Below are 26,708 nucleotides of genomic sequence, written 5' to 3' on the forward strand. Positions count from 1 at the left end.
ACGCCTCCCGCCCCGGCATCGCGATCGCTATTATTCTCGGCTTCGTGCGCGGGGCTTTTCCCTCCGGATATCGCCGTTACGTCGCCATCGGGGACAGCCAGACCGAGGGCTTGTGGGACGGCGACGACGTCGTCGGCCTCCTCGGATTCGCCGACCGGCTCGCCGCCATGATCGATTCGCTGCATCCGGGCCTGCACTACGCCAACCTCGCGATCCGCGGCAAACGCATCGCCGACGTCCTGCACGAGCAGGTGCCGCGGGCGCTGGCGATGGAACCCGACCTGATCACCGTGTGCGTCGGCATGAACGACGTCATCCAGCCGGGCCGGTCGTTCGGGCCCGCCCTGGTCGACCTCGAGCACGTCTACGCGGCGCTGGCCGGATCCGGCGCGACGGTGGTGACGACCACCTTCCCGAACGTCGCGCAGTTCCTCCCGCTCGGGCGGCTGGTGTCCGGGCGCCTGGCCCGCATCAACGCGGCGATCACCGCGGCCGCCGAGCGCTACGGGTTCGGCCTCGTCGATCTGTACAACGCGCCGTCGATGCGCGAGCTGGACACCTGGGCCATCGACCGCGTGCACGCGTCGGCCAAAGGGCACATGCTGTTCGCCGCCGCGGCCGCCGAGGCGCTGAATCTGCCTGGCAGCAACCATGATTGGGCCCACGCGACGCCCGACGCCCAGCGGCGCTCGCGCACCAGCGGCGCGTACGAGCAGCTGCGCTGGACGCAGGACAGCTTCTTCCCGTGGATCTGGCGCCGGCTGCGCGGCATGTCGTCGGCCGACGGGCGCGAACCCAAACGCCCGCAGTTGGAGAGCCTCGGCACGCCCAGCCGCGTCAACCGCAGGGTTTAGGGCGCGCACCGCCCGACGGTCAGGCATCCTGGACCCATGAATGTCGAGGCTTTGCTGCACGCGATCCCGCCGCTCGCGGTCTACCTGGTGGTCGGCGGCGTGGTCGGGCTGGAGAGCCTGGGCATTCCCCTCCCCGGCGAGATCATCCTGGTCAGCGCGGCGCTGATGTCCTCACACGACGACCTGCCGGTCAATCCCGTCGGCGTCGGCGCCGCCGCGGTGATCGGCGCGGTGGTGGGCGACTCGATCGGCTACACGATCGGGCGCCGGTTCGGCATGCCGCTGTTCGACCGGCTCGGCCGCCGGTTCCCCAAACATTTCGGTCCCGGACACGTCGCGTTGGCCGAGAAGTTGTTCAACCGCTGGGGAGTTCGGGCGGTGTTCTTCGGCCGCTTCATCGCGCTGCTGCGCATCTTCGCCGGCCCGCTGGCCGGAGCCCTGAAGATGCACTACCCCCGGTTCCTGGCGGCCAACGTCTCGGGCGCCATCTGCTGGGCCGGCGGCACCACCGCGCTGGTCTATTTCGCCGGGATGGCCGCGGAGCGCTGGCTGGAGCGGTTTTCCTGGATCGCGCTCGTCATCGCCGTCGTCTGCGGGCTGATCGCCGCGGTGTTGCTGCGGGAGCGCACCTCCCGCGCGATCGCCGAACTCGAGGCCGAGCACTACCGCAAGGCCGAGAGCACCGCGGCCGACGCCGCCTGACCCCTAGCTGGCCGCCTCGCCGATGTCCTCCGGGGCGACCGGCCGGTGTTCCTCGATGAGGCCGGCCGCCATCTTGCGGGCGCGCAACGCCGCGTCAGCGTCGCCGACGGCGGCCAGGATGATGGCGCCCTTCATCAGGATGTGCCAGGACGAGGCGAAGTCCTCGACGTCGGTCAATCCCGCCGCGACGGCGCGGTGACGCACGATGTCGCGGACGTGATCGATGTGGACGATGCAGGCCTGCCCCGCCGGTGAATCGTGCCCGAGCTCGAGCAGCACGTTGATGAACGAGCAGCCTTCGTAGCCGTCGCGGAGCTGAATCCACTCGTGCATCACGTCGAAGATGGCCAGCAACTGCTCCTCGGGCGTCTCCCCGCGCTGCCGCGACTGTTCCTCGATCAGGCCGTGCGTCCACAGCTCCTCGCGCCGCTGCAGCACGGCCAGCACCAGGTCGTTCTTGGTGGCGAAATGCCGGTACAGGGTGGCCCGGGCGACACCGGCCCGCTCGATGACCTCTTCGGTGCCGACGGCCCGGATCCCACGCCTGCTGAACAGGTCATATGCCGCGGCCAAGATGCGTTCACGAGCGGAAGCGGGGGGCGTTGCGACATCGGGAGTTGTCATAACAACCCACAACATACTCTTAAGTCAGTTATGTAGACAGACAGACCTGTCTTGTTATAGAAATGAGATTCGCATTCCGCGAAGAGTCTGTCTTCAGAGGGCAGGACGGGCATCCATCGCAGCGTCGTAGACGCCGGTCGATTAGGAGTCCACGATGAGCTCGGCCATTGCAGAACTTATGACAACCACGCACCTGATGCTGAGCACGAAGCTGGTCTACGAGCTGGGCGATCCGAACAGCACGCTGCGCGCGACGGCCGATCGCACCGGCCCGGCCGTGCTGATCTACGCGGGCGGCGAGGTCGACGCCTGCAACGAGCACACCTGGCGCCAACTGGTCAGCGAGGTCGCGGGCATCGTCATCGCGCCCGGTCCCCTGGTCGTCGACGTGACGGGCCTGGATTTCATGGGTTGCTGCGCGTTCGCCGTGCTGGCCGACGAGGCGCGCCGGTGCAAGGACCGTGGCGTCGAACTGCGCCTGGTGAGCCGCGAGCCGGTCGTCACCCGCCTCGTCGACGCGTGCGGCCTGTCGGGCCTGCTGCCCATTTACCCGACCGCCGACTCCGCGCTGGCGTCCGCGGCCCGTTGGTGACGGGTCAGCACCGTCACTGATCGGGCCTCCCCGTCGGGATGAGCGGCCCCCCCACCTTCGGCGCGGAGGAGGAATTCCTCCTCGTCGACCCGCGAACCGGCGAATCAGCGCCGCGCAATGACGACGTGGCCGCCGAGGCCAAGCGCCTTGGAGTCGAGCTGCAGCTGGAACTGAGCAGCTGCCAGGTGGAAACCACCTCCAGCGTGGTGGCGGGCAGCTCGGAACTCGGCAAGGAACTGGCCCGGCTGCGGCGCACCGCGGCGCAGGCCGCCGAGGCGGTCGGCCTGCAGCTGCTGGCGGCCGGCCTCCCGCCCGCCACACCGCACGAGTTTCCCGTCACCGACACGCCCCGCTACCGGCGCATCGGCGCCGAGTACGGGATGGTCGCGCACGAGCAGGGCATCTGCGGATGCCATGTGCACGTGCAGGTTCCGGACCGGGCGGCCGCCATCCGGGTCAGCAATTGGCTGCGCCCCTGGCTGCCGTCTTTGCTTGCGCTGTCGGCGAATTCGGCGGTGTACCGCAGCGCCGACAGCGGCTACGCCAGCTGGCGCAGCGTCCTGTGGCGACGCTGGCCGGTGGCCGGCCCGCCGCCCTTCTTTCCCTCACCCGACGACTACGACCGCACGGTGCGGATGCTGATCGACAGCGACGTGATCCTGGACGAGAAGATGGTCTATTGGGACGTGCGGCCGTCGGAGAACTTCCCGACCATCGAAGTACGGGTGGCCGACGTGCCGGCCACCGTCGCCGAGACGGTGTTGCTCGCCACGCTGGTCAGGGCGGCGGTGATGACCGCGCTCGACGCGCCCGAGGACGAGCCCGGGCGGCTCGCGCCGGCGGCCCTGCGCGCGGCGTACTGGAAGGCCGCCCACGACGGGCTCGCCGGACGCACGCTCGACCTGATCCACGGCCGCGGAGCGGTGCCCGCGACCGACCAGTTGGACGCGCTGGTGCAACGCGTGCGCCCGGCGTTGGAGTCGCTCGGCGAATACGACCGCGTCGCAAGCGAACTCGACCGCGTCGCCACCCAGGGCAACGGGGCCGTGCGCCAGCTGCGGGCCTGGCGCCGGCGGGGTGAGGTGGCCGACGTCGTCAGCGAGGCGGCCGCCGCCACGCTGAGCTGAGGTCCGTTGCCGCGCTTGCGGTCACTTGCGCGTGCGCCCAGGGCGGCGGCACGCCGAGCGGCCCCGCCATGGACGCACACTCAAAGCCGTAAACGCACACTCGATGCAGGCAGCCCTGCGCCAACCCGTTTGCCGCGCCTCCGTCACGCCACCAGGAGGAGGCGGTACAGCCCGATCAGCCCCACCACCACGATCGCGGCGCGCAGCGCGTTGCCCGACAACCGGCGCCCGTAGCGCGCCCCGATCAGCCCCCCGACCAGCGAGCCCGCCGCGATCAGCCCGGCCGCCGGCCAGCTGATCCGGTCGAACGCCACCAACGTATAGGCAACGGCGGCAACCACATTCACCACCAGGGTCAGCAGGTTTTTCGCCGCGTTCATCCGCTGCACCGACTCGGGCAGCAACGCCCCCATCAGGCCGACCAGCAGAATGCCTTGGGCGGCAGTGAAATACCCGCCGTAGACGCCGACCCCGAAGGTGCCCAGCACCAGGACGGCCATGCGGGCCGGGGTGATGTGCTCCGGTGAACGGCCCGCCGCCTCGGCGCGCCGGCTCGTCCACGCCTGGATCCGCGGGCCGATCACCACCAGCACCAGCGCCAGGACCAACAGCACCGGCACCACCTCGGCGAAGACCTTCTCCGGCAGGTGCAGCAGCAGGAAGGCGCCCAGCACCCCGCCGGCCAGCGACGCGGGCAGCTGCCAGCGCAGCCGATCCCATTGGCCGCGCAGCTCCGCGCGATACCCCCAGGTGCCGGAGACGCTGCCGGCGATCAGCCCCGTCGCGTTCGACATGGTGGCCGTGACCGGCGGGAAGCCGAGGGCGACCAGCGTCGGGAACGTGATCAGGGTGCCGGACCCGACCAGGGCGTTGATGGCGCCGGCGCCGAGCCCGGCCAAGCAAATCAGAAGTATGTGGGAAGGCGACACTGAGGGAAAACCCTAGCCTGCCGCCGGTTTCGGCGGGCGGCGGGTTCGGCTTGCGCCTCAGACGGCGGGGGCTTCGTCCCCGCGATCGACGCCGGTGCGCAGCTTCACCGACGCCGAATACGCGAGCGTCCGGAAGCGCAGCACCGGATCGTCGGAGGGCTCGATGCCGTCGGTCACCCGCATCGGGTCGAACACGACGATGTCGCCGCCGTGCTCGCGCTCGGTTTCCAAGCCGGTGATCTCGACGGTGCCGACGGTCGCGATCTGGGTGCTCTGCCAGGGCGCGGACGGGTCGACGGTCGAGTCGGTGGGCCCGGCGATCTGCACGCGATATTCGAACCGCACCGGCCCGCTGCCCAGGCGCGCGTTCAGCTCGTCGGTGAGGAAGTCGGACCCCTCGCCGTGGGCCGCCGACGGCGACAGGAACTTCTCCGCCGCGGCCGGAACCAGGTGATAGCGAACGAATCTCGCGCTGCCGTCGGCCGCGACCCAGCGGAAGGCGTGCAGGCCGTGGTATTCGACGGTGGCGTAGCTCGCCGGGATCTTGTTGGCGTCGCGCACCACCGGCAGCGCGCCGAGCAGCCGGGGGTGGGTGAGGAAGTACTTGGCCATGCGCAGCGGCGTGGTCAGCCCGGGCCGCATCGCCTTGAGCAGGTCGACGAAGCCATCGGGTGTGCTCGACACGAACAGGCGGGCGGTCTGCGTCGACACGTCGGTGGTGGAGCCGTCGGGCAGGGTGAACTTGACCGCCATCCCGCGGATGCCCGGCGCGTTGTCGCGCTGCTTGGGATTTCCGGCGCCGTTGGAGAAGCGGATCAGCGCCGGGACGGTCGAGCCGTCGAGATGCTTTGCGCGCGAGAGCATTAGCGCATCCGGGGTGGCGGTGAAGGTGCCGCGGTACAGCGTGCCTTTGGCGTGCAGCGCGCGGCAGCCAGGCTGCGCCCCGCCGGTGCCTCGAATCGCCTCGATCGCGTCATCGGGAGTGACCATGCGCGAATCTTAAGGCGCTAGGCGGGAAAGCCGAAGAGTTTGACGACACCGTGATCGCGGCCCGCGGTGTAGCCGCCGTCCACGGCGATGGCCTGGCCGCTGACGAACGAGGCGTCGGGCGACAGCAGGAAGGCCGCCATGGCCGCGACCTCCTCGGGCTGGCCCAGCCGTTGCAGGGCGTGCTCTTGCGTGATCGATTGCAGCGGGCCCTCCATGCCCGGGAGGCCGAACACGCCTTGGGCCATCGGGGTTTCGATGAAGCCGGGACAGATGGCGTTGGCGCGGATTCCGCTGGGCCCGTAGTCGAGCGCGATGTTCTTGGTGAGCAATACGACGCCCCCCTTGGCCGCGTTGTACGAGCTGCCGCCCGCCGTGCCTTCCAGCCCCTCGACGCTGGCGACGGTCACGAGCGAACCCCGCTCGCCGTCGACGCGGGGTTGCTCGATCATCCGGGCCAGCGCGGCTTTGGCGACCAGGAAGGTGCCGGTGAGGTTGATCCCGATCACCCGGTCCCATTCGGCCCGGTCGAGCAGGTCGACCGGGCCGCCCCCGGCCACCCCGGCGGCGTGCAGGACGCCGTCGAGGCGATCCGGGACGGCGGCCAGCACGGCGGCGACCGCGGCCTCGTCGGCGACGTCGGCGGGGACGAACTCGAACCGGGGCCCGAGGTCGGGCGGCTCGGCCAGGTCGGCGCCGATCACGGCGCCCCCCTCGGCCAGCAGGCGCCGCGCGGTGGCCAGGCCGATTCCGGAGGCGGCGCCCGTGACGACGAAGGTGCGTGAGCGGGCTCGGTCAGGATTCGCCACGGCTGGTCCCCTCTTTTCGACGATCGTGTTGCCGCAGAAATGCTGACACACCCCGTCGATAAGGGAGAGCTATCAGCAAATAGCGGGGCGGTCTTGGACATCGCGTGCCGGCGGCGCGATCGTAGGACCATGTTCAATTTGCCCGTGCCCGCGCCGTTGCGCTCCCGGCTGTTCGCCTTCGCCGCCGTCGCCGTGACGGCCGTAGTGGTCCTGACGGCCACCGCCAATGGGGCCCCGCCGGTGCGGCTCGCCTCGGCCGAGGCGATCGACATCGCCCAGGGCGTCTCCATCGTCCCCGCACCCGGCTGGACGCTCGGGCACCGCGGCCCGAACTGGGTGGCGCTCAGCAACGCCGACGCCAGCGCTCAGCTGCGGGTCACGGTCAAGCCCGCCGGCGGGACCGATGCCCTCGCCCTGCTGCAGGCGGACAAGGACCAGCTGGCCGGGGACGCGTCGGCCATCTTGCGCAACGTGCAGGTCGTGGGCGAGCCGCACACCAAGGCGGAGGCGGGACGGCACTTCCAGCAGGAGGCCTCCGTCGACTACACCGCCGACGTGCTGGCCCCCGAGGGCGCGATTCCCGTGATCGGCAGCTTCACCGAATTGCTGAACCCCTCGACCGGGCAGTCGGCGTTCATCGACTACCGCCAGGACAACAGTGCGACCCCGCAGGCGGTCAGCGACGGCGGCACGATGATCGGGTCCATGTTCTGATTCCGCTTCGCGGGTGTGCCTCCCGGGCTTGCGCGTGCGTCCACGGCTTTGCGCGTGCGTCCACGGCGGGAAAACCGCGCAATTTCGGCCCTCAGCGCACAGTCAAAGCCCTCAGTGCACACTCGACGGGAGGAAGTTCACTTACGCGGAGGGGTTCATGCCAGCAGGCGACCACACGACCGAAACGCTCGCCGGGTTCGTCGAGCGGCACGCGCGGCAACGGCCCGACGCCATCGCTATCCGCTACGGGGAGCGGCAGTGGTCCTGGGCTGACTGGGCGGCGCGGATCCGTCGCGCGGCCGGCGCGCTGCGCGCCGCCGGGGTGCGGCGCGGACAGTGCGTGGCGTTCCTGGACAAGAACCACCCCGCCTGCCTCGAGGTGCTGTTCGCCGCCGCATCGATCGGCGCGGTGACCACCGTCGTCAACTGGCGCGTGATGGGCGACGAACTCGTGCACGTGCTCCACGACAGCGGGGCGCGGCTGCTCTTCGCCGGCGCCGAGCTGCGGCCCGCGGCCGAGGCGGCCGCCGAACGCGTGCCGGGCCTGGAGCGCATCGTCGCGGTGGGCGACGAATACGAGTCCCTGCTGGCCGCGGCCGAGCCCACCGAGGGCGACGCCGCCGTCGACCTGAGCGAGACAGCGCTGGTGATCTACAGCTCGGGCACCACCGGGCGGCCCAAGGGCGTGCTGCTGAGCCAGCGCGCGCTGGTCAATCACGCGGCGAACCTCGCGCCGGCGTTCCCGTTCGGCGACGGGGAAGCGAACCTCGTCGCCATGCCGTTGTTCCACGTCGGCGGAATCGGCTACGCGCTCTTCGGGATTCGGGCCGGGGCGCCGACGATAATGACCCGCGAACCCGACGCCGCCGCCCTGGTGGGCGCGGTGCGGGCCGGCGCGACGCACGCGTTCTTCGTCCCGCCGGTGATCGCCCGGTTCCTCGAGGCCGGCGAGGCCGCCCACGCCGCGATCGCGGGCCTGCGCTACATCGTGTACGGGGCCGCGCCCATGCCGTTGCCGCTGCTGCACCGGGCGCTGGACACCTGGCCGGACACGCGTTTCGTCCAGGTGTACGGGCAGACCGAATTGTGTGGCGCGGTCACCGCGCTCAGCGACGACGACCACCGCGATTCCGCCCGCCCGCACCTGCAGCTGGCGGCCGGAAAGGCGGTGCTGGGCACCGAGATTCGCGTGGTCGATCCCGAGACTGGTGCCGAGGTACCGGCCGGGGAGCCCGGCGAGATCTGGGTGCGCAGCAACCAGAACATGAGCGGCTACCTCAACCGGCCGGAGGCGACCGCCGAGACCATCACCGACGACGACTGGGTGCGCACCGGTGACGTCGGCCGCCTGGACGCCGACGGCTACGTCTACATCGAGGACCGCCTCAAGGACATGATCATCACCGGCGGGGAGAACGTGTACGGGCCCGAGGTGGAAAGCGTGCTCATCGAGCATCCCGGCATCGCCGACGCGGCGGTGATCGGTGTGCCCGACGACTTCTGGGGCGAATCGGTCAAGGCGATCGTGGTGCCCGACGGTGAGGTCGACGCGAACGACGTCATCGCGTTCTGCCGCCGGCACCTGGCCGGCTACAAGTGCCCGCGAACCGTCGACTTCGTGGAAACGCTGCCCCGCAACGCGAGCGGGAAGATCTTGAAAGCCGAACTGCGCGCACCGTATTGGCGCGACCGGGGCCGGGGCATATGAGCGTGGTGGTCGACGCGCGGCGGCGCGACCGCGCGATCAGTGTGCTGGGCGGCCCGACCACGGTGGTCGACATCGCGGGTCAGCGGATCGTGATGGACCCGACGTTCGACCCGCCCGGTGTCCACGCGTACCTGACCAAGCTCACCGGCCCGGCGGTGCGCGCCGAAGCGCTCGGAGCCGTGGACACGGTGTTGATCAGCCACGACCAGCACCCCGACAACCTCGACGACGAGGGTCGCGCGATGGCCCTGGCCGCGCCGCTGGTGCTCACCCACCCGGGCGGCGCCGCCCGGCTGGGACCGCCCGCGGTGGGCGTCGCGCCCTGGCAGACCTACAAGCTATCCGAATCGCTTGTGGTGCAAGCGGTTCCGGCGGTGCACGGCCCGGCGGACGGGCAGCGCGACGAGAGCGGCCATGTCAACTGCGAGGTGACCGGCTTCGTGCTGTCCGGACCCGGCCTGCCCACCGTGTACCTCAGCGGCGACAACGCCTCGATCGCGGCGGTCAAGGAAGTGGCAGAGCGCGTCGGCGTCGTCGACGTCGCTGTGCTGTTCGCGGGCGCGGCCAGCGTGCCGACCAAGGAGCGCGGGCGCCCGCTGACGCTGACCTCGGCGCGCGCGGCCGCCGCCGCCGAGATCCTGGGCGCCCGCGTCGTCATACCCGCCCACGTCGACGGCTGGGCCCACTTCAGCGAGGGCGTCGACGAATTCGCGGCGGCGTTCGATCAGGCCGGGATCGGCGACCGGCTGCGGGTCGCCGCCCACGGGGAGTGGATCGACCTATAGCCGCCCCTCGGCCCGCAGGTCGGGGTGCACCCAGTCGGGCGAGCGGCGCTCCTTGAACGCGCGGAAGCCCTCGCGGGCCTCGGCGTCGCTGAGGCTGCTGACCATGCCGATGCGGTCGTAGAGACCCAGGTAGCTGTCGATGCTGGACTTGATCACGCCGCGGGCACGCGGGGCGGTCCGACAGCACTGTGCGAGAAGCTCTTTCGCGGTATCGAGCATGGCCTCGTGCGGCACCACCCGGGTGACCAGGCCCCAGTCCAGGGCTTCGGCGGCGGTGAGCACCCGCCCGGTGAACATCAGGTCGCGGGTGCGCACCGGCCCGATGACCCGGGCCAGCATCTGGCTGTAGTAGGTGTCGGCGTAGCCACGGAAAAGTTCGGGCACGCGGAATGTGGCGCGCTCGCTGACCACCGACAGGTCGCTGCACAGCGCGATCTGGAACCCGCCGCCCTGGCACAGGCCGTTGACCGCGGAGACGATCGGTTTGGCCGAGGTGCGCACCGTGTCGAAGGGCGTGACATCCATGCCCAGCGCGCCGCCGAAGGTGATCCAGTTGTCGGTCGCTCCCCCGCCGCCCATGTCGCCGCCGGGCGCGAACACGTCACCCGTCCCGGTGATCAACAGCCCGGCCAGCTCGGGGTCCTCGTTGAGACGTCCCACGGCGTAACGGATCCCGAAGTACATCGCGGGGGTCAGGGCGTTGCGCGCCTCCGGACGGTCGATGGTGCACACCGCGATCGACCCCTGACGCTCGAAGGTCAGGTAGGGCGTGCCCAGCCAATCCCCCTCGGGCGGGCGGGGGCTGTCGTGCGGGGTCTCGGCCACGGGATTCCTCTCACATCGGTCGCTACTGTCGCTCTTACAGTAGCCGCGCCGATCTACACGTACGCCAGCGTGGCCGTCGCGCTGCCCGTCGATGCGTCGTCGAGCAGGGTCGCGAGCTTGTCCCGCAACGTGGTCGTGGCCTCGGCCACCGGCTTGTCGCAGAACCGGCAGTTAAGGGTGAACCTGGGTTGGTCGTCTTCGTCCGGCCAGAACCGGCGGGGCCCCACCTGGGCGCCCGGGTCGAAGGCGACCGCCTGGTGCGGGGTGTCCTTGAGCAGCCTGCCGACGGGATGGCCTTGCGGGCATTCGAGTTTCAGGATGCCGATGCCTTCTTGGTTGCCTACCACGGCCACCGTCCTTTCGCATGTTGTGTGTCGTCGTTAACCGAGGCCGGCGTCGATGAGCAGCCGCGGCAATCCGTGTCGGGCGCACAGGTCGCGCACCAGCGTCAGGTCCTCGCGCGCGTCGTCGGCGCGCCCGACGGCCGTGAGGGTTTCGACCAGCAGCAGGCGGGCCTGCAGGTTCGCCAGCGGCCGGGCGGCCGGATCGATGCCGGCCAGCAGCGCGGCGGCGTTGCGGCAGGCCAGGTCGCGGTCGTCGCGGGCGCGGCTTCGGGCGAGCAGCCGGATGCCGGAGGCCGCGTCGAGCTCGGCGGTGACGGTGGCGATCCCGTCGCCGTCGCGGGGCACCTCACCCGTCGCCCGCAGCCGGTCGGCCTCCGCGGGATCGAGTTTTAACTCCAGCCGGACCCGCTCGTGGTTGATCGCGGCCGCCAGGCGCGGCAGCCGCAGCTTCTCGGCCACCGCCATCCCGGCGTCGAGGCGGCCGACCGCCTCCTCGCGATCACCCTGTGCGGCTTTGACTTTGGCGCCGACGACGTAGCGGGCCGCCAGGTAGTCGACCCCGCCGCCTTCCGGACCCAGGTGATAGCTTTCCTCCAGCAGCTCGGCGGCCTCGTCCAATTCGCATGTCTCGTAGAGCAATTCGCCGAGCGCCGCGCCGGCGATGCGCGCCGCGTAGGAGTGCGGGCCCACCGCCGAGCCGATCTCGAAACCCTCGCGGAACTTGCGCAACGCCAGGCCGATGTCGAGCTGCTGGCGGGCGGCGATGCCGGCCCAGCAGCATGCGTACACGGCGCCCACCGCGCCGACCTGTTCGTTGAAGGGCTCCGCCCACTCCAGGAGTTGTTGCGCGGCCGGCAGGTCGAAGCGGTAGATCGCCGCGAACGCCAGGGCGGTGGCGGCGGCCTGCGGCAGCACGGGACGCAGCTGGTCCGCGCTGGACACGACGTCTGCCAGCCGCTCCTCGAGCCCCTCGGTCCGGTCGGCGTAGATCTCGGCCACCGCCCCCACCACGCTGGCTTCCAGCGCGAGGTCGGCGCGCCTCTCCTCGGGCAGGTCCGCCTTGGCCAGCGCGGCGGCGAAGCGCATCAGCGCGGCCTCGGTGGCTTCGCTGCGGTGCAGCAGGATGTTGGCCCACGCCGATGCGAGCTGCAGCAGCGGCCGGGAGACCACGAGGCTGGGCGGCAGCTTTTCGACGAGGCCCAGGAAGGTGGTCATGCGGGACTGGTTGATCAGCGCCCTGGTCTCCAGGCGCTCGACGAGGTCGACCGCGTGCGCCGTCTCGCCCGCGGCCAGCGCGTGGTCGACGGCCTCGCTGATGAGGCCGTGCTCGGCGAACCACTCCGAGGCCGTGTGGTGCAGCTCGGCAAGGCTCCCGGGTTCCTCGCGCTCGAGGCGGCGTCGCAGGAACCCGGCGAACATCTGGTGGTAGCGAAACCATTGCGGCGCATGATCGATGCGCCGCAGGAACAGGCCGCGCCGCTCGATGTCCTCGAGAATGGCGTGGCCCCCACCGACTTCGGCCAGCACCGACGCCAGCTCCCCGCAGATCCGTTCGGTGATCGAGGTCGCCATCATGAACTCGACGAGCTCGGGCTCCAGGGTGTCCAGGACGTTCTCGGCGAGGAACTCCTCGACAGCCTCGTCGTCGCCGGACATGCGGCTCACCAGGTCGCCCGCGTCGCCGCCGCCGCGCAGGGACAGCGTCGCCAGTTGCAGGGCGGCGACCCAGCCGTCCGTCGACGCGGTCAGCGCCTCGACGTCCTCGCCGGGCAGCTGCAGCCCGGCGACGTCGTTGAACAGGGACCGCGCCTCGTCGGCGTCGAAACGCAGCTTTTCGCAATCGATTTCGACCAGCTCGTCGCGGACGCGCAGCTTGCTCAACGTCACGGCGGGGCGTGACCAGCTGGTCACGACGACCTGCAGGTGATCGCCCGCGTTCTCGATCAGGAAGCGCAGGGCGTCGATGGCTTGCGGGTCCGACACCCGCTGCCAGTCGTCGACCACCAGGGTGATGGGTTCGCCGAGGTCGTCGATCGCGTCGATCAGCGAGGTCAGCACGTAGCGGGTGGCCTCGTCGCCGCGCTGTTCGAGCATCTGCTCGAGCGGTTCGGCGAGGGCGGGACGCACCCGCCGGATCGCGGCGAGCAGGTGGGCGAGGAACCACACCACGTTGTTGTCGTCGTCGTCGACCGTCAGCCAGGCCACCGTCACGCCGGCGGCGGTCAGTTCGGCGCGCCACTGGGCCACCAGGGTGGTCTTGCCGTATCCCGACGGCGCGTGCAGGAGGATCAGCCGCCGGCGCCCGGCCGCGCGCAGCAGCGCCATCAACCGGTCGCGCGCGACGAGCGCCCGAGTGGACGCGGGGGGACGGAATTTGGTGGCCGGCGCGGGCGGCGTGGTTTCCCGGGCGCGATACGCGGCCGCCGGGACCGTCGATCCCGCGGCGTCGACCGGCACGACCATGCTGTCGACGGGGGCCCGGCGCCGGCGTTGGGCCTCGCGCAGCTGCTCCCCGTAGTCGAGCGCGGAGACCGGCCGGCGGGTGGGATCGCGCGTCATGCCGGTTTCGATCACGGCGATGACGTCGTCGGGCGCGCCCCGCTCGGTCAGCATTTCGTGGACCGACCGGCCCATCGGCGGGTGTCCGGTCAGCGCGCAGAACAGCGTCGCGGCCAGCGAGTAGACGTCGGAACCGGTTGTCGGCGTGGCGCCTTCGAGGAGTTCCGGGGCGATGAACGCCGGCGAGCCCATGACCACCCCGGCGCGGGTCTCGAACCCGCCGGCGATGCGCGCCAGGCCGAAGTCGGTGAGCTGCGGCTCGCCGTAGTCGGTCAGCAGGACGTTCCCCGGCTTCACGTCGCGGTGCAGGATGCCGGAACGGTGCGCGGCCTCCAGCGCGCCGGCGAGCTTGACGCCGATGCTGAGCACCTCGGGCCAGGGCAGGGGGCCCCCGCCGCTGACCAGGCCCCACAGCGAGCCCCTGTCGTGATACGGCATGACGATGAACGGCCGGCCGCTGCGGGTGGTGCCGGCCTGCAGCACGGTGACGATGTGCGGGTGCCCGGAGAGCCGGCCCATGGCGCGCTGCTCGCGCAGGAAGCGGTCGAGGTTCTCGGGGTCGAGGTCGTTGGTGAGCACCTTGACGGCCACCAGGCGGTCGAGCTCAGGCTGAGCGCAACGGTAGACGACCCCGAATCCGCCGCGGCCGATCTCGGTGACGTCGTCGAAGTCGAGTTCCGTGCCGATGCCGGCGATCAGATCCTGCTGGATCGCCTCTGCGTCCACGTCGGCCATCGACCTGTCCTCGCGATTAGAGAGGGCCCCCGGTCGTGTCACCATAGCGCGGATTGACCTGGGGCGATGCCGGAAGTTTCGGGCGTTCGGCGCGGTGGACGAAGCGTGGCTGCCACGAAGTGGTGGTCCCGGCTGGGATCGAACCAGCGACCTTCCGCGTGTGAAGCGGACGCTCTCCCACTGAGCCACGGGACCGGCGCCGAGAGGCGAACGACGTCGAAGATTAGCACGAGCCTGGCCTCGACAATACCGGCCCGTATGCGCCGTCAGGCCACTGCGTTAGCCTGGACGCGGCTCGTATGAAGAAATTTGTATGTGCCCGCTCACGTGGACTATCGTCGTGCTTCGCACCGGGCGACGATCTCGTCCGAGGCGCGCGGATGTAGCGCAGTTGGTAGCGCATCACCTTGCCAAGGTGAGGGTCGCGGGTTCGAATCCCGTCATCCGCTCGAAGGTGCAAGTGGCATCAATCCCAGCGGTGGAGTGGCCGAGTGGTGAGGCAACGGCCTGCAAAGCCGTGCACACGGGTTCGATTCCCGTCTCCACCTCCAGTTTTTGTTCCCGGCGCGATTAGCTCAGCGGGAGAGCGCTTCCCTGACACGGAAGAGGTCACTGGTTCAATCCCAGTATCGCGCACCAGAGTTCGTGCATGTCAAGTCATTTTTCAGGCGCGGATTTGCCATGCGTGAACTGATAGCTCGGAAAGAGCACCGACGAGACTCGTCGGAAATCAGTGGAACCAAAACCGCCTGCCTGCCGCATTCTTGGAGGGGATGGTTCCCTAACAACGGTTTCCATCGCTCATTAGCAGCCTGAGTACGACCCTTGGGCGCTGGCAACTAGCTGCATCGCATCATGCAAGGACACGTCGGTCTCGGCGGCGACGATGTTAGAGACCTCGTCGGGCTGGTGACCTTCGTGCATCAGTAAGCACGCTGTGCGAGCGGTGTCGACAACTACCGGGGGGTTGTGAATGTCCCATCCCAGCGCCCGCAATTTGCTGAGAAGTTGTTCATCTTCGGCGGGGCTGAAATGCCTCGGCGCTATGGGCCGCGGAGGCAACATAACCGTTGTCGGCGGCAGCGTCACGGTTGTCGGCGGAATTGACAGGGGCACGACCACTGGTGGTGGCGGATTTGTGTTGGTTGGGGTCAGTGTCACCGTCGATGGTGGTGGCGCCGGCATAGTGACGGTTGCTGGTGGCGACGGGGCCGGGCTAGGTTTGCGAAACCCGGCCAGCGTCCACGCCATCCAGGCAAGGGTGAGAATCGCAACCATAAACACTGCTGTCGCAGCCGCCCAGCGTATTCGTGTCGGCCACATGTTAGGTGTGTGTAGTTCGGGTTCTTCGAAGGACCAGGCGTCGGCATGGGATTGTTGAGGGGGCGGCGGGACCGGTGCAATGGCCGTCGGGGCTGCCGATGCTGGGATTTCCGTGATCGGTTCGGGTTCGTTCGCGGACGTGGGCTCCTCCCCCCGTGGGGTGTTCGGCATAGCTGGACGGTACATCTGCGGGCACGCTTTGGGCCGTCGTTCGCCGTGGAAGCTCACCTCACAATCTGGAACGGGAGGAACCAAAGCATCCTCGTGCGCGTCTGAAGAGTTGATCCGGCTGTCTTGATCTCCGGTGCCGATGTGGTGACCTGAAGCGCATATTGAACTTATGTTCGATTCGTGGGAGTCCTCTGACGAGTACGCCGCCTTGCACCGCCTGGACCTGGAAGAGAGTAGATGTTGCGCGGGCCTTCCCCTCGAAGGCAAAGCGCAGGGATGAGCTGCCTATGTGGGTCAAAGCATTCGGGCTGCACCATGAGCCAACGATGACGGCACGGCACATCGCATGGATACGCACATCGAGCGGAGGTTGGCCGGCAGCCGTTGAGATGCCCGCGATGAGCGGCAACGGACGGTCCCGCCTGACGATGAATCTGTGGTTGCCGGTAGATGTCGTAAGCCCCGACTAGTAGGGCAGGCGAAGCAGCTTTGAAACCAATATGCACCATTTCGCGTCTGAACAGTTGTCGGGCCGCCGACCTAGCGGCCCGGATCCGAGGTCTACGGCAGGAACAACCGCGCCGCGCTGGCAGACACGGGCTTGCAAGAATTGCGTCAATACCTTCAACGGGCGCTTGGACGCGCTCTACTGTTCAACTGCATGCCGCGTCAAGGCATGCCGTGGGCGAGCGCGATCGAAAAGGTGTGGTGACGAGGTGACGAGACAACCGCTCTTGACTATCAAGGCGTCAGGACGAAGCGCCGCCGCCAGTCCACTCCGATATCCTGGCGGCAAAGCCGCGTTGGCCGGCTTTTTCGGAGAACTCATCGACCGGATTGGAATCCGACGTCCTACTTACGTCGAGCCATATGCAGGCGGGGCCGGCGCTGGAATCGTCCTGCTGCAACAGGGCATCGCTAAAAAGCTTGTAATAAATGACATCGATCCTGCCGTATACTGTTTCTGGAAGTCGGTGACCGAGCAACCAGAGACATTCGTAACCAAAATCATGGATGCTGTTCTAACCGTCGATGAGTGGCGGCGCCAGCGCGAAATATATCGAGCAGCAGATGAATTCGATCCGCTAACATTGGGATTCGCGTTCTTCTACCTCAACCGCACAAACCGATCAGGTATCCTGCGGGCCGGTCCAATAGGCGGCGTGGCTCAGAACGGAAACTACAAAATTGATGCCCGCTATAACCGAAAGCAGCTGGCGGACAGGGTGATGGCTATCGGCAATCTGTCCCACCGGATTGAGATTTCCAATATTGATGGCATGGAGGTGATTCGGCGCTACATGCGGCAGAATTCGGCGTTCATCTACATTGATCCCCCCTATGTCGACATGGGAGGAAGTCTGTATTTGAATGCATTCACACATCGTGACCATGCGGATTTGGCAACGCTGTTGGGAGACGGTCGCGACGCGAACTGGGTGCTTACCTACGACCCGTCAGACTTCATCCGTAAGCAATACCAAGGACACGATGTCCGCGACTATCAACTGAGCTACAGCGCCAACAGGTCAGGAAAGGTTCAGGAATTACTTGTGGCCTCCCGACCTGTCTCAAAACTTTTGACACGCAACTGATCAGCAGCCGAGAATTCTTTTTAGGATCGGCTTGATTCGCTCCCATGCCTCGTGCACATCTCTCGCGTTGACGAAGGCTTCAGGCTCATGATTGTTGGCGTTGAGTGAAAACGATGTTCCGGCATACTGACTCGCTGTCATGCTGCCCCGACGCTTGATCGCATTGATCCATGCCGTCATGCTCGGGTCCGACGCGAAGTCACGCGCAAGATCGTCGACGCATTGCTTCAGCATCTTCCCTTCAAGGTTGGCGCCCTGGCCCAAGTAGTAAACCTTGATCCCACATTCAAGGACAGTGCGCATCAAATCATGTGCGGCATTTGGAAAGTCCCGCACATCCAAACGACTGAGTTCTTCGAGACGACGCCGGAGGCCGGCTGAGCCGCCCTGGTACTCGAACTCCGTGAAATCAAGGCGCGATCGGGTGTCGCCACGGTTCGGCGCCCTAGAGCCCGACGATGTACCTGCGCTGCCGCTGGAGCCGGGCTGCTGCGATCCACTACCGGCGGCTCCGCCGCCCGACGCAGGAGTGCCGCCCCCAATGCTAGGGCCCGCTCCCGTGGCATCCGTTCCACTGCCACCATCCGACCCGCCCGATCCCGGCTCGTCGTCGGCACTGTCGGTATCGGCTGGCTCGCTTTCCTCATCGGGTCTCGCGCCGGACACCACACGTTGGAGTTCCTGGACGAACAATTCGTGTTGGGGGCTGCTCTGCTTGAGCTCGGCGGAACGCGTGTTGAGCGTTCCGGCCTTGAAACGTCCGAGCAGGTACATGACACCTCGCCGCTGCGCATCATTCAGTCGCCTGGACATGAGCTGCCCACGGTCGTTGAATTCGATGCCCAGCACATCTCGGATCCGCGGCCGCTCGTAAGCGTATTCGAGCGACGTCATTTTCAACTTGCTCGACTTCACGAACTCCTCGAGTTCGGGGTCGTCGTATCGAAGACTTCGGATCAGCTGGCGCATCTCTCCCATGCGGATGAATGAGACGATCTTGCCGGCCTCGCGAGAGTACAGGGTGCGCAGGTCATCGACGGTCACCGTGTCTGACAGTTGCGCGTGGTAGAAGATCGCTTGCTGCTCACGGATCCAGGATCGCTTGGGCTGCCCGGTGTGTAGGCGCGCCAGCACCGGCTGGGCGGCTTCCCGCGAGGGCGCCACCATCACGCGAATTTCGGTGGGCGTGTCGGCGTCCGAGTACCGGCTCAGATACCTTTTCAGCTGAGCGGCAAATCGACCGACTATCTCTGGGTTCTGGATCGCCTTGAGTGCTGCGACGCGCCGATTCGCTTCCAACACAACATAACTGCCGCCTTCCAAGACCACGATCGGAATCTCGTTGTCAATATAGCCATCTCGCAGCAAGTCCCGAGCCAGCCCGATCAGATCCTCAGCCTCGGCCAAATAGCTAGCGATACCGGCCTCGTCGAGGCCTTCGATCGCAAGACGAACGTTTTGGACATCGAGCGCCACGTCATCGAGACTGACGTCGTCAATAATTGGCCATCGTGCTGTTGGCATCGTTCCTCGGCTCCCCTTCCCAGGATCTTGATCGTCTTCAGGCAGTTTGGTCCTGGGCGTCGCGTACGGCTTGGTCGGATTTGACATACCGCGGGAAGCTGCACGGCCGCCTCATAATTTACGGACGCTACGCGTGCGCGGAAATCTGCGGAACCGAATCGCAATCACCGCGGCCCCGCGCCGGGGCCCAGCATCGACCGCCGCTGCTTCTATGACACGACGACCGACTCGGCGGTCGACGCCATAGTCGGCGTCTACACCTCAAGCCGCGACGCCGACCGCGTGGCTGCCCTGGACATCTGCCAGCACTTCGAGCCGCTCAGCCAACTACCCTGACCGCAACGAACGCCAATGCTGGCGCCGCGACCGGGCTGCCGAGCGAAGGTGGCCGACAGTAACTGGCGAAGGACTACTGGGCCGAGATGCTATAGCTTGTGCTGTTTTACAAAAACAACATGTAGTCACAGGCTATGCAGTACGGCTCACCGGTGGACGTCTGCCTGACGCAGTCGGTTGAATGCACCGTGCACACCTCGTTGTTTTCCACAGGTTGTATCCTCTCATTAATGGATCGTCTGATAAGAAGCGATGCCAGCTCGACTAGTCGTGGCAGCGCGGCTTGCAGTCTCGTTGCGAGTTCATGGGCAAGGTCTGCGTCGATTGTGGCGGGAAGTGCGCCGCCCAACGGGGTTTCGAAGTCAAACCCTTCGTCGGTAGAGCGTCCGATGGCTGCAACGTCGCCGACGTAATTCTCAATCACCTGGGCGGCATTCTCCTCGGCGGCTGTGAGCCGCTTCTGGCGCGCCGCCGGCGTCTTGACACTGGCCGCGATTTCATTGGCGACGACCGCGAGAGTGGCGTAGTCGTCGCCGAAGAGACCGCCGAAGCGGCCGCCCATCCAGGTGTCGCCATGAGGCACCGGGTTCCCACCGTGCGGCACTGCGATGAGGTTGGCCGGGGCGCTTCGGGCACGCTGGCGATAGGCCTGCTGCTTGCACGCGGTCGAGCAGTACAGGGCGTCTGTTCGGCCGTGGAAGGTGGTCTCGCAGACCTCGCAAATCCTCAATGCCGCGGGCACAGCAGTAACGTTACCGCAAACTGTAACGGCAAGTGGCGTTACCGAAAAGCGCAACGTTACTGTTGATCACTCGCGAGCAAGATCTGCTGTGACCCCCCGGTTGGGTTTCCCATTTCGTGCCGGTCGGGCCCGCGCCGCGATCACGCCCCGACGATCGCGCAAGCCCGGCGCAGTACTGCGAGCAGCCGACGTTGTGGGTTCATCACGTGCCGCGGTGCCGGCAGTGGCGCCGGCGGTGCCGGCTGGATTGGCGACAGGCGGTAGCGCGCGAACACCGCGCCGGCGAGCTGCTGTCGATACAGCTCTGAAGCTGATCAGTGCAGTGGAACCATGCGGAATCTCGAAGACGTTAACGCCTCCGCGGTGGCCGCGGACCTGGCTCGGTATGGGCACGAGTCTCACTCAAACGGTTTCCATGCCAGGCATTAGTGCGATGGCGTGGCCATGACGGTGATTCCACCCGAGCGACGCCAGCATCGGGCACGCCGAGACCCCCAAGAAAATGGGGACGCTGCGGGTCCGTCGAACGCGCGTTAGGGAAAAGTAGACGGCGTCGCCGGTACGCAAGTGGGATGAAACGGCGGCATAGGATCCATCACCATGACTGACCACACAATCGCCATCGTCTCGTTATGGACTGCGATCTGCTCGGCTGTCGTGACCCTTGCCGTGTCGCTCGCCGCACTGGTAGTGGCGATCAAGGCGAATGGAGAAGAACGACGATCAAGGAACGTCGATGCGCTGCTGAGTATTCACTCACGCAGCATGTCTCCCGACATGGCTCGCATCCGCGGAGAGTTGCTATACGGGAGTCGGTACGACGTGTTTACGAATCTTTCGCCTGGCCGCGGTGGATTAGCAGATGCGGAGTTTGATAAGCGACGCGAGGAACTTCACGGTCTCCTTGGCCTCTACGAAGGCTTGGCTACTGCGACGAGGAGGGGGCTACTTGGCGAGAGTCTTGTCAAGGCAATGTTTCCTCAGTCGATTCCCAAGGGCTTCTTAAAGACCAAAGGATACATCGAAGACTATCGAAAAACCGCCAACCACAAGGACTTCGCAGAGAATTTGGCATGGCTGGCCGAACGCTATTAGTCATCAGCCCGCCGCGGTAGCGAGCCGGCTTGCGCTTTGCAGCAAATCGCAGGTCAGAATTCTAGCAAATCGCCAACCAGCCCTCTACGACGAGAATTGGACTGCCGCACCTACACCCACCACCGCGCTAATGTCAGGAATCTGCTCTCCGGCACCCCACACGCCGCGGTCTAGGGAGGCGCCTTGCGAATGCGTTTCGCTTCCAGCCGCAATCAAGGTTCGTCACCGAGGTCAGACGCTGCTCGCACGTTTCCGAACCTCGGGGGAGAGAGGGACCACCGCGCGGCGACGGGCCGAGTGTCGCCGTTTTTCTGGCAGTCACCCCTACCCCTGGTTAGGCGGCGCGGTCGCCTTGACGACGCCGAGCGGCCGAAACACCGATGTGCCGAAGCGTCGCTCGCAAGGGGCACCGATCAAGTCCTTGCCGAACTCGTTGGTTCAACAGTGGAGCATGGCATCCTTCGGCCTCGCAATCGCGAAGTGCTGCCCGCAGCCGATCCAGAGTGACAGCCAGAGTTGCGACAAGTATCTGATGTACCCCGATGGCAGGCCGGCACGGTACATATCGAACGGCGAAGGTGGCATGCTTTGACCTCGAGAGCCAGTACTGCCGCGAGCCTGTCTATCACCCGGTCTGCCCGCGCTCGAACGTAAGTCTTACCGCGCACCCAGCTGATCGTTGATGTTGGTCCACTGGCCTTCGCCCTTGTGGTTCCCCATGTTTCGGCATTGGCCGTCGAGGATGATCTGCCCGTAAGCGTGGTCGGACGGCTGGTAACTGATAGTCGCGACCACGCCGTCCTTGTTGAGCGCGGCGCCGTGCAGGTGCTGGCCGGCCGGCGCCCCGTCGCTCCAGCCGTTCGAGGTCATCGCAGTCCGGACTTGCTGAAAATAGGCGTCGGGGTCGCCGTGGATCAGGAAGCTGAGCGTGACGGTGCCCTGAAACGGCGGGTCTCCCTGGTCGTTGCAGGAAGCGTAAGAGAACGCCCCGCTGACCCCGTCCAGCTTGGCGGCGGCGACGATCTGTCGAGCCGGCTCGATCACCTGAGCCTTGGTCTGCTCGTCACTCATGGGGTGGGCCGTATCCTCATACGGGTTCGTCGACCCCCCCGCTTGTGGTTTGTGTTGCACTGGCGCGCATCCTCCTAACAACACGGCGACGACCAACCCGGAAGCAATCAGTGCTTGTCGCAACGACATTCATCGTTCCTTAGTGGTGGTGTTGGGCATCGAAAACATGGTTGTCGGTAATAGATCCTGGCGACCGCTGCCACTCCGGGTCAATGACGGCCGGGGTGTGCGGGCCGATGGTGACCGGGGGCAGACCCGGAACCCCAACTTTTATGCCCCCCACCGAGTAACGGTGCTCGGCCGTCATGCCGTCGGCTTGGAGCTGGTCGCCGTGGCCGGAGACGATGTCGGCCATGCCGTAGAGCGCTTCGCTGCCGCGGTGGTAGTAGTACGAGTGGTCGTGCGGGTTGATGCCATCCGAGCCGGGAACCTCGGCGCGGAAGCGCACCGAGCCGAACCCGTCGACTGCGGGGTCGGTGCCCAGGCCGGGATTGGTTCCAAAGAAGTTCTGCCCGAAGACGCTCTTGCTCGTGCCGTCGAGGGAACCGAGCATGCCGACGGGATCGGTGGATGCGTCCCCGACGAAAACATGGCCACCGTCGAGGTGAAACTGCGCCGCGGACTGCGCCGCGTCGGTGCCCGGACAACCCAGCAGCACAGCGTCATTGGCGTGCATGCCGTGCAACGCAAACGCGTCGGCGACGGTGGTCGAACCGTAGGAGTGGCCCAGCACCGTGACATGCTGGCCCGCACCCAGGTGTGTCGCCCACAGGCCGTTGACGTCCTGCGCCAGGGCCGCGCTGCCGGTGCGGGCCAGTTCCGGCGTGGAGATGCGCTGCACGTCGTCGAACCCGTTCGGGGCGTCATAACCCATCCACGCGATCACCGCCGTCGGGTTGTTCGGGTCGGCGGCGTTGGCCTGTTCGAACAGGTTGATCGCGTCGTTGTGGCCGTCGTGCAGCCAGCCGCCCTTGACGCTGCTGCTGGTGCCGGGCACGATCACCGCGGTGTTCTTCGCGGTGTCCGGGTTGCCGATGGCGATCGCCGCCCTGCCCTTGCCGCCGAATGCCATTGGGTCATAAGCGAATAGGTAGACCGGTTTCGGGTGATTCGGGTCCCCCGCGTCGTGGTCGAGGCCCAGTTTGGTCTCGTTGGCGTTCTGATACCGGGTGATGTCCGTGGGCGACAGACCGTATTTCGCGGGGTCGCGCAGCACGTCGTCCACCGAGACGCCGCTGCGGCTGGCGACACCGCGCACCCGGTCGAGGTCCTGGTTCATCACCGTGAGGTTGGCCTGATTGCGCGCCAGGATGGGGACGCCGTTGAGGTTGCCGATCTGGTCGGGATGCTCGGCGAGGAATCGCTGCCGCTGCTGCGGGGTCAGCGATGTCCACCAACGGTTCACGTCCTCGGGTTTGGTGTTCGGCGGCGGGATCTGGGTGTCGGCGTCGACGGGCGCGATCACGTTCGGGTCGTAGCCGTCGGTGCGCAGATTGCCCAGGCAGTTCTGCAGCGTGGACGAGTAGCCGTCCCGGATCGACTCCATGTCGTGCAGGGCATCCCGGACATCGTCGGCGGCGTCGGCCTTCGCGTCCTCGATCAACTTCTCCAGGAAGGCCTTGGACTTCGCGTCAAGGTTGCCGTGCTGCAGATCGTGCTCGGCCGCGTCGATGAGGTTGTCGAGGCCCTGCAGCTCGTGTTCCAAGGTGGAGATCCGTTGGGCACCCGCCTTCTGCGCCTCGGCCAACGCCGCGGCGATGCTCTCCAGGTCCGCGCCGATCTTGGGCAACTGCTCGGACTGTGCGCCAAGGGATTTCACCACCCGTTGCACTTCTTGGGAGTCGTTGATGGGATGGTCGCCGTTCTGGTGGTTCCACGCGGCGTCGAAGCGCTTGCGGGCTTGCTCGAACGCGTGGTCGGCCTCGGCGGTGTGCCGGCCCGCGCCATGAAAAGCCTCGGCCAGGCTCGAAATCTGAGCCGGGCTGCCGGCCTGCAGGCTCTGGTTGATCGCCCACGGATCGCCGCCGGCCCTACCGATCAGGTCGGCAACGCTGAGCCATTTCAGCTGCATCGCACCGCCCCTCGAGCCTGTTGCCGGTCCTCCGACCAGCTATGAGGTTACCTCCGCGGGCGCCCCGGCGACGTCGCGCGACGAGAGCTCTACGGGCGCTCCTGAATGACGCACTCCACGATTCGATTGGCCAGGCGCGGGTCGAACCCCATCCGCGAGACCTTCTGGCCTTCGGCCGCGGGAGTAACACCGGAATTAAGGTCCTGCTCGATCACCCCGATGAGCTGACCGTTCTGGTAGTCGTGTTCCCAGAGCGGGATTTCGGTGATGCTTCCCACGCAATTTCCGTAACCGCTCAAGTCGGCACGGGCAGGCGCCGCCACCGGGGCGACCGAGAACAAGGCGATGGCTATGCCGATCGCGACAGCAACGTAGACGACACGCATGATCGCCAGGTTACCCAGCAATAACGCCGAATAATCAGCAAACGGTCAGGCCGTGCGAGGCACTCAGCAGTCGAGCCCGTACCCGCCGCGCAGGTCCTTGTGCGCGGCCTCCAGGGTGCGGTCGCACAACGCCAGGAGTGCGTCGAGGTCGAGCTCGGATTCCCGGCCCAACCGGTCCAGCCACACCGTCTCGACCTTTCTCAGCTCGGACCACTTGAGTTCGCCCTCGTAGTACACGGTGACGTCCTCCCGCGGTTCGGGACACGAGGTGGACTGCGCCAATTGCCGCTTGCACGAATCCAATTGGGTCAACGAGTAGCCATGCTCGCGGAATTGACGGTCCCACTCGTCGAGCAGGAGGCTGACCGCGTCGCGCACCGGCGGCGCGGCGTAGACCATCAGCTCGGCCACCCCGTCGTCGAGCCCCAGGCGCATGCGGAAGTCGTAAAGCTCCCGAATGGCCTCGGCGCGCCGCTGGCTGGCGATCTCCTCGGGGGTGCCGGACCCCTCGTACTGCGCCGCGCGTTTGATGTAGATGGTCGCCGAGATCAGCGACTTCAACACGGCCTTCTTGTCGTCGGCCGCCCGCTTCTCGAAGTCGAGGACGCGTTCGTGGCGGCGGTCTTCCTCCTTGGTCCTGAAGTCGATGCGCTTCGTCCAGATCGCGACGGTGGCGCTCGAGATCACCGACGCCAGGGGTACCAGCGCGTTGGTTATCAATGTCGCCCAGTTCATTCGTCGGCCCTCACCCGCAGTACCCGGGAGGGGGCGCCGGGGCGCCGCGCGGGACGACGGTTTGGTTGCAGAGCCCCGACTCCGAATGCGGGTTCTGGGCCGCGGTGGGGTTGGGGCCGGGGGTGCTGGGCGTCGCGGGGTCGGCGTTCGCCGCGGCCGCGGTCAGTCCCATGCCGGCCATTCCCAACCCCGCGGCGAGGACGGTGCGGGCGGCCAATCGTGTGAGTCCTGGTGTCGTCATGATGTTCCTTCGTGTCGCGCGGCCGCGATGGGTGAGCCGTGCAGGTGGATCGAGGCTATGCGGGTCGCCAGAGGGTGTCTGGCGTTTGAGCAATTCAGACGCGCTCGGCCTTCATGTCCATGTCGATGGTTCCCTGGCACGCGCCACTCAAGATCTCGGTGTGCATCAGGCCGTTAAGCGACCCGTCGGGTTGGGGCGTGTAAGTCACGGTGGCGCGGGCCGGATTCCACTGGATCGAGGTGTCGGGCATCATGCAGTCCCACTGGAAGTCGTTGGTCTGCGTCCAGGACTTGCCATCCCAGGTGAACTGGATCGGCTGTGGAACCGTCGGGTTGGTCGGCGGCGGCCCGCTGACGATCGTGGCGACGCACTTTCCGTTGTTGCAGCTCGAGCGCAAACCGTAGGTCTCGGTGTGCTGCTGCTCGGGATTGCCGACGGCCATGCTGTTCCCCGCCTTGGGGCCGACCATGAACGTGATCGCGTACTGGCCGTTCCAGGACGGATTGTCGGCGAAGGCGGCGGGGGAAACGGGCAGGGCGAGCGGGAGCGACGCCGCGCATAAACCGGCGAAGCTCTTCCAGCGGGTCGACGTCATCGTCTCTCCTCAAAGGGCCGTATCCATGCAATATTCGTCCGGAGGTCCAGCACGGGCAAGCCCCGGCCTCACCAACCCCACTCGTCGTCCTCGAGGACATCCACGGTCAGCGCGTTGTCGGCCGCGCCCTGGGTGCCGTAGCTGAAGGTCAGCAGGGTGCGGTCGTCGTCGAGGGGCTCGGTCGCCACGACGGTGGCGTGCCCGATCTTCATCCGGATCTTGTCGCCGGGCTTCAATTCGTCAACACGTTTAAGGGGCACGCTCCACCCATCAGCACCACCGAAAGTGCCAATGCTACAGAGCCCGTCTGCCGTCCTAAAGGTCGCGGCGCCGAAACCTCATGGACTCAACGGCATTCGCTGCGATCAACTCTGGACGAGGTCGGGGATGGGCTCGGCGTCCGTCAGCCAGTGGCGTCCGGTGCGGCGGGCCGCCTCCCACTTGGGGATGCTGACCGCGTCGTCTTGACCGAGGTCCTCGGGAGTGGGGCCGATGCGTTCGGCCAACCCGGCGAGGGCGCCCAGATCGA

General features: G+C 67.0%; 26 protein-coding genes, 4 tRNA genes and 1 pseudogene. 12 read left to right on the forward strand and 19 right to left on the reverse strand.

All coding sequences use genetic code 11. The annotated features are described in order from the left end of the window. The first annotated feature begins 44 nt into the window (after window positions 1-44). Together A5702_RS13800 and A5702_RS13805 are read left to right on the forward strand one after the other, a co-directional pair. The gene (locus A5702_RS13800) at window positions 45-854 is read left to right on the forward strand and encodes an SGNH/GDSL hydrolase family protein (RefSeq protein ID WP_068221408.1); all 810 of its coding nucleotides are present in this window, start codon (window positions 45-47) and stop codon (window positions 852-854) included. Window positions 855-890: 36 nt separating this feature from the next. Continuing rightward, window positions 891-1,556: a DedA family protein gene (locus A5702_RS13805; protein WP_055403922.1), complete on the forward strand. Its 666-nt coding sequence runs from the start codon at window positions 891-893 to the stop codon at window positions 1,554-1,556. Between the two features lie 3 nt (window positions 1,557-1,559). On the opposite strand, the gene A5702_RS13810 is transcribed toward A5702_RS13805, so the two are convergent. After that, window positions 1,560-2,180 (reverse strand): TetR/AcrR family transcriptional regulator, encoded by a 621-nt coding sequence (locus A5702_RS13810; RefSeq protein WP_055403921.1) that lies wholly within the window; start codon window positions 2,178-2,180, stop codon window positions 1,560-1,562. Between the two features lie 154 nt (window positions 2,181-2,334). Between A5702_RS13810 and A5702_RS13815 the strand changes: the two genes are divergently transcribed. Together A5702_RS13815 and A5702_RS13820 are read left to right on the forward strand one after the other, a co-directional pair. Next, a complete protein-coding gene (locus tag A5702_RS13815; protein ID WP_055403920.1) occupies window positions 2,335-2,772 on the forward strand; it encodes an anti-sigma factor antagonist in 438 nt (145 codons plus the stop codon). 38 nt (window positions 2,773-2,810) lie between these two features. Further along, the gene (locus tag A5702_RS13820; protein WP_068221386.1) at window positions 2,811-3,899 is read left to right on the forward strand and encodes a glutamate--cysteine ligase; all 1,089 of its coding nucleotides are present in this window, start codon (window positions 2,811-2,813) and stop codon (window positions 3,897-3,899) included. A 143-nt stretch (window positions 3,900-4,042) separates the two neighbouring features. Here the strand turns inward: A5702_RS13820 and A5702_RS13825 are convergent, their stop codons facing one another. Genes A5702_RS13825 through A5702_RS13835 form a run of 3 tightly spaced genes read right to left on the reverse strand, consistent with a single transcriptional unit; the run spans window position 4,043 to window position 6,624 of the window. Beyond that, complete coding sequence (locus A5702_RS13825; RefSeq protein WP_068221388.1) at window positions 4,043-4,828, reverse strand: sulfite exporter TauE/SafE family protein; 786 nt, start codon at window positions 4,826-4,828, stop codon at window positions 4,043-4,045. A 57-nt stretch (window positions 4,829-4,885) separates the two neighbouring features. After that, the gene (locus tag A5702_RS13830) at window positions 4,886-5,818 is read right to left on the reverse strand and encodes a catalase family peroxidase (RefSeq protein ID WP_068221390.1); all 933 of its coding nucleotides are present in this window, start codon (window positions 5,816-5,818) and stop codon (window positions 4,886-4,888) included. Between the two features lie 17 nt (window positions 5,819-5,835). Next, on the reverse strand, window positions 5,836-6,624 hold the full coding sequence (locus A5702_RS13835) for an SDR family NAD(P)-dependent oxidoreductase (protein WP_068221392.1): 789 nt from the start codon (window positions 6,622-6,624) through the stop codon (window positions 5,836-5,838). Between the two features lie 240 nt (window positions 6,625-6,864). Between A5702_RS13835 and A5702_RS13840 the strand changes: the two genes are divergently transcribed. From A5702_RS13840 to A5702_RS13850, 3 genes are all read left to right on the forward strand, one after another. Next, window positions 6,865-7,338, forward strand: a complete 474-nt coding sequence (locus tag A5702_RS13840) for a hypothetical protein (RefSeq protein ID WP_055403942.1) — start codon at window positions 6,865-6,867, stop codon at window positions 7,336-7,338. A gap of 157 nt (window positions 7,339-7,495) precedes the next feature. After that, entirely contained in the window at window positions 7,496-9,046 is a 1,551-nt protein-coding gene (locus A5702_RS13845) for a long-chain-fatty-acid--CoA ligase (protein ID WP_068221394.1), read from the forward strand. Next, entirely contained in the window at window positions 9,043-9,831 is a 789-nt protein-coding gene (locus A5702_RS13850) for an MBL fold metallo-hydrolase (RefSeq protein ID WP_068221396.1), read from the forward strand. Before A5702_RS13845 ends, A5702_RS13850 begins: the two co-directional genes overlap by 4 nt. Here the strand turns inward: A5702_RS13850 and A5702_RS13855 are convergent. The 4 genes from A5702_RS13855 to A5702_RS13870 all read right to left on the reverse strand — a co-directional run bounded on the left by A5702_RS13855 (window position 9,826) and on the right by A5702_RS13870 (window position 14,489). Then, window positions 9,826-10,656: an enoyl-CoA hydratase/isomerase family protein gene (locus A5702_RS13855; protein ID WP_068221397.1), complete on the reverse strand. Its 831-nt coding sequence runs from the start codon at window positions 10,654-10,656 to the stop codon at window positions 9,826-9,828. The two genes, A5702_RS13850 and A5702_RS13855, sit on opposite strands and share 6 nt — an antisense overlap. A gap of 53 nt (window positions 10,657-10,709) precedes the next feature. Beyond that, window positions 10,710-11,003, reverse strand: coding sequence for a hypothetical protein (locus tag A5702_RS13860; protein ID WP_068221409.1), 294 nt, complete (start codon window positions 11,001-11,003; stop codon window positions 10,710-10,712). A gap of 33 nt (window positions 11,004-11,036) precedes the next feature. Then, window positions 11,037-14,294: a serine/threonine-protein kinase gene (locus A5702_RS13865; RefSeq protein WP_068221398.1), complete on the reverse strand. Its 3,258-nt coding sequence runs from the start codon at window positions 14,292-14,294 to the stop codon at window positions 11,037-11,039. Window positions 14,295-14,414: 120 nt separating this feature from the next. Next, a tRNA-Val gene (locus tag A5702_RS13870) sits at window positions 14,415-14,489 on the reverse strand. 181 nt (window positions 14,490-14,670) lie between these two features. Between A5702_RS13870 and A5702_RS13875 the strand changes: the two genes are divergently transcribed. The 3 genes from A5702_RS13875 (at window position 14,671) to A5702_RS13885 (ending at window position 14,933) form a co-directional block, all read left to right on the forward strand. After that, window positions 14,671-14,743 (forward strand) — tRNA-Gly (locus tag A5702_RS13875). A 28-nt stretch (window positions 14,744-14,771) separates the two neighbouring features. Further along, window positions 14,772-14,845 (forward strand) — tRNA-Cys (locus tag A5702_RS13880). Between the two features lie 13 nt (window positions 14,846-14,858). Further along, window positions 14,859-14,933: transfer RNA gene (locus A5702_RS13885), tRNA-Val, on the forward strand. Window positions 14,934-15,098: 165 nt separating this feature from the next. Here the strand turns inward: A5702_RS13885 and A5702_RS27295 are convergent. Beyond that, a complete protein-coding gene (locus tag A5702_RS27295; protein WP_082956063.1) occupies window positions 15,099-15,803 on the reverse strand; it encodes a DUF732 domain-containing protein in 705 nt (234 codons plus the stop codon). Window positions 15,804-16,504: 701 nt separating this feature from the next. On the opposite strand from A5702_RS27295, the gene A5702_RS25720 reads away from it, so the two are divergent. Beyond that, window positions 16,505-17,383: a DNA adenine methylase gene (locus tag A5702_RS25720; RefSeq protein ID WP_197506564.1), complete on the forward strand. Its 879-nt coding sequence runs from the start codon at window positions 16,505-16,507 to the stop codon at window positions 17,381-17,383. Here the strand turns inward: A5702_RS25720 and A5702_RS13890 are convergent, their stop codons facing one another. After that, the gene (locus tag A5702_RS13890; RefSeq protein WP_068221399.1) at window positions 17,384-18,859 is read right to left on the reverse strand and encodes a hypothetical protein; all 1,476 of its coding nucleotides are present in this window, start codon (window positions 18,857-18,859) and stop codon (window positions 17,384-17,386) included. It abuts the gene before it with no gap. A gap of 490 nt (window positions 18,860-19,349) precedes the next feature. Continuing rightward, a complete protein-coding gene (locus A5702_RS13895) occupies window positions 19,350-19,985 on the reverse strand; it encodes a hypothetical protein (protein WP_068221401.1) in 636 nt (211 codons plus the stop codon). 600 nt (window positions 19,986-20,585) lie between these two features. Here A5702_RS13895 and A5702_RS26340 point away from each other — a divergent pair. Continuing rightward, window positions 20,586-21,080: a hypothetical protein gene (locus tag A5702_RS26340; RefSeq protein ID WP_156669621.1), complete on the forward strand. Its 495-nt coding sequence runs from the start codon at window positions 20,586-20,588 to the stop codon at window positions 21,078-21,080. Window positions 21,081-21,737: 657 nt separating this feature from the next. On the opposite strand, the gene A5702_RS13900 is transcribed toward A5702_RS26340, so the two are convergent. The 8 genes and pseudogenes from A5702_RS13900 to A5702_RS26355 all read right to left on the reverse strand — a co-directional run. Beyond that, window positions 21,738-22,151 (reverse strand): hypothetical protein, encoded by a 414-nt coding sequence (locus tag A5702_RS13900; RefSeq protein ID WP_068221402.1) that lies wholly within the window; start codon window positions 22,149-22,151, stop codon window positions 21,738-21,740. 139 nt (window positions 22,152-22,290) lie between these two features. After that, the gene (locus A5702_RS13905; RefSeq protein WP_068221404.1) at window positions 22,291-24,222 is read right to left on the reverse strand and encodes an alpha/beta hydrolase; all 1,932 of its coding nucleotides are present in this window, start codon (window positions 24,220-24,222) and stop codon (window positions 22,291-22,293) included. Between the two features lie 89 nt (window positions 24,223-24,311). After that, window positions 24,312-24,608, reverse strand: coding sequence for a hypothetical protein (locus A5702_RS13910; protein ID WP_156669622.1), 297 nt, complete (start codon window positions 24,606-24,608; stop codon window positions 24,312-24,314). 63 nt (window positions 24,609-24,671) lie between these two features. After that, the gene (locus tag A5702_RS13915; RefSeq protein WP_067820690.1) at window positions 24,672-25,343 is read right to left on the reverse strand and encodes a hypothetical protein; all 672 of its coding nucleotides are present in this window, start codon (window positions 25,341-25,343) and stop codon (window positions 24,672-24,674) included. A 10-nt stretch (window positions 25,344-25,353) separates the two neighbouring features. Further along, window positions 25,354-25,584 carry a hypothetical protein gene (locus A5702_RS26345; RefSeq protein ID WP_156669623.1) on the reverse strand — a complete coding sequence of 77 codons (231 nt, stop codon included), beginning with the start codon at window positions 25,582-25,584 and terminating at the stop codon, window positions 25,354-25,356. A 94-nt stretch (window positions 25,585-25,678) separates the two neighbouring features. Next, window positions 25,679-26,179, reverse strand: a complete 501-nt coding sequence (locus A5702_RS13920; protein WP_068221406.1) for a hypothetical protein — start codon at window positions 26,177-26,179, stop codon at window positions 25,679-25,681. A gap of 68 nt (window positions 26,180-26,247) precedes the next feature. Next, the gene (locus A5702_RS26350; protein WP_231965054.1) at window positions 26,248-26,415 is read right to left on the reverse strand and encodes a hypothetical protein; all 168 of its coding nucleotides are present in this window, start codon (window positions 26,413-26,415) and stop codon (window positions 26,248-26,250) included. Window positions 26,416-26,544: 129 nt separating this feature from the next. Then, window positions 26,545-26,708, reverse strand: a pseudogene (locus A5702_RS26355) (amidohydrolase); the annotation flags it as partial.

The sequence above is a fragment of the Mycobacterium sp. E3339 genome (assembly GCF_001666915.1).
In the GTDB taxonomy this organism is placed as follows: Bacteria; Actinomycetota; Actinomycetes; order Mycobacteriales; family Mycobacteriaceae; genus Mycobacterium.

Excerpts from the sequence above, each read along its gene's own strand:
- A5702_RS13805 (WP_055403922.1), top strand. The coding sequence starts at position 891 with ATGAATGTCGAGGCTTTGCTGCACGCGATCCCGCCGCTCGCGGTCTAC.
- A5702_RS13810 (WP_055403921.1), bottom strand. The coding sequence starts at position 2,180 with ATGACAACTCCCGATGTCGCAACGCCCCCCGCTTCCGCTCGTGAACGC.
- A5702_RS13815 (WP_055403920.1), top strand. The coding sequence starts at position 2,335 with ATGAGCTCGGCCATTGCAGAACTTATGACAACCACGCACCTGATGCTG.
- A5702_RS13820 (WP_068221386.1), top strand. The coding sequence starts at position 2,811 with ATGAGCGGCCCCCCCACCTTCGGCGCGGAGGAGGAATTCCTCCTCGTC.
- A5702_RS13830 (WP_068221390.1), bottom strand. The coding sequence starts at position 5,818 with ATGGTCACTCCCGATGACGCGATCGAGGCGATTCGAGGCACCGGCGGG.
- A5702_RS13845 (WP_068221394.1), top strand. The coding sequence starts at position 7,496 with ATGCCAGCAGGCGACCACACGACCGAAACGCTCGCCGGGTTCGTCGAG.
- A5702_RS13850 (WP_068221396.1), top strand. The coding sequence starts at position 9,043 with ATGAGCGTGGTGGTCGACGCGCGGCGGCGCGACCGCGCGATCAGTGTG.
- A5702_RS13865 (WP_068221398.1), bottom strand. The coding sequence starts at position 14,294 with ATGGCCGACGTGGACGCAGAGGCGATCCAGCAGGATCTGATCGCCGGC.
- A5702_RS27295 (WP_082956063.1), bottom strand. The coding sequence starts at position 15,803 with ATGTACCGTCCAGCTATGCCGAACACCCCACGGGGGGAGGAGCCCACG.
- A5702_RS26340 (WP_156669621.1), top strand. The coding sequence starts at position 20,586 with ATGACTGACCACACAATCGCCATCGTCTCGTTATGGACTGCGATCTGC.
- A5702_RS13900 (WP_068221402.1), bottom strand. The coding sequence starts at position 22,151 with ATGAGTGACGAGCAGACCAAGGCTCAGGTGATCGAGCCGGCTCGACAG.
- A5702_RS13905 (WP_068221404.1), bottom strand. The coding sequence starts at position 24,222 with ATGCAGCTGAAATGGCTCAGCGTTGCCGACCTGATCGGTAGGGCCGGC.
- A5702_RS13910 (WP_156669622.1), bottom strand. The coding sequence starts at position 24,608 with ATGCGTGTCGTCTACGTTGCTGTCGCGATCGGCATAGCCATCGCCTTG.
- A5702_RS13915 (WP_067820690.1), bottom strand. The coding sequence starts at position 25,343 with ATGAACTGGGCGACATTGATAACCAACGCGCTGGTACCCCTGGCGTCG.
- A5702_RS26345 (WP_156669623.1), bottom strand. The coding sequence starts at position 25,584 with ATGACGACACCAGGACTCACACGATTGGCCGCCCGCACCGTCCTCGCC.
- A5702_RS13920 (WP_068221406.1), bottom strand. The coding sequence starts at position 26,179 with ATGACGTCGACCCGCTGGAAGAGCTTCGCCGGTTTATGCGCGGCGTCG.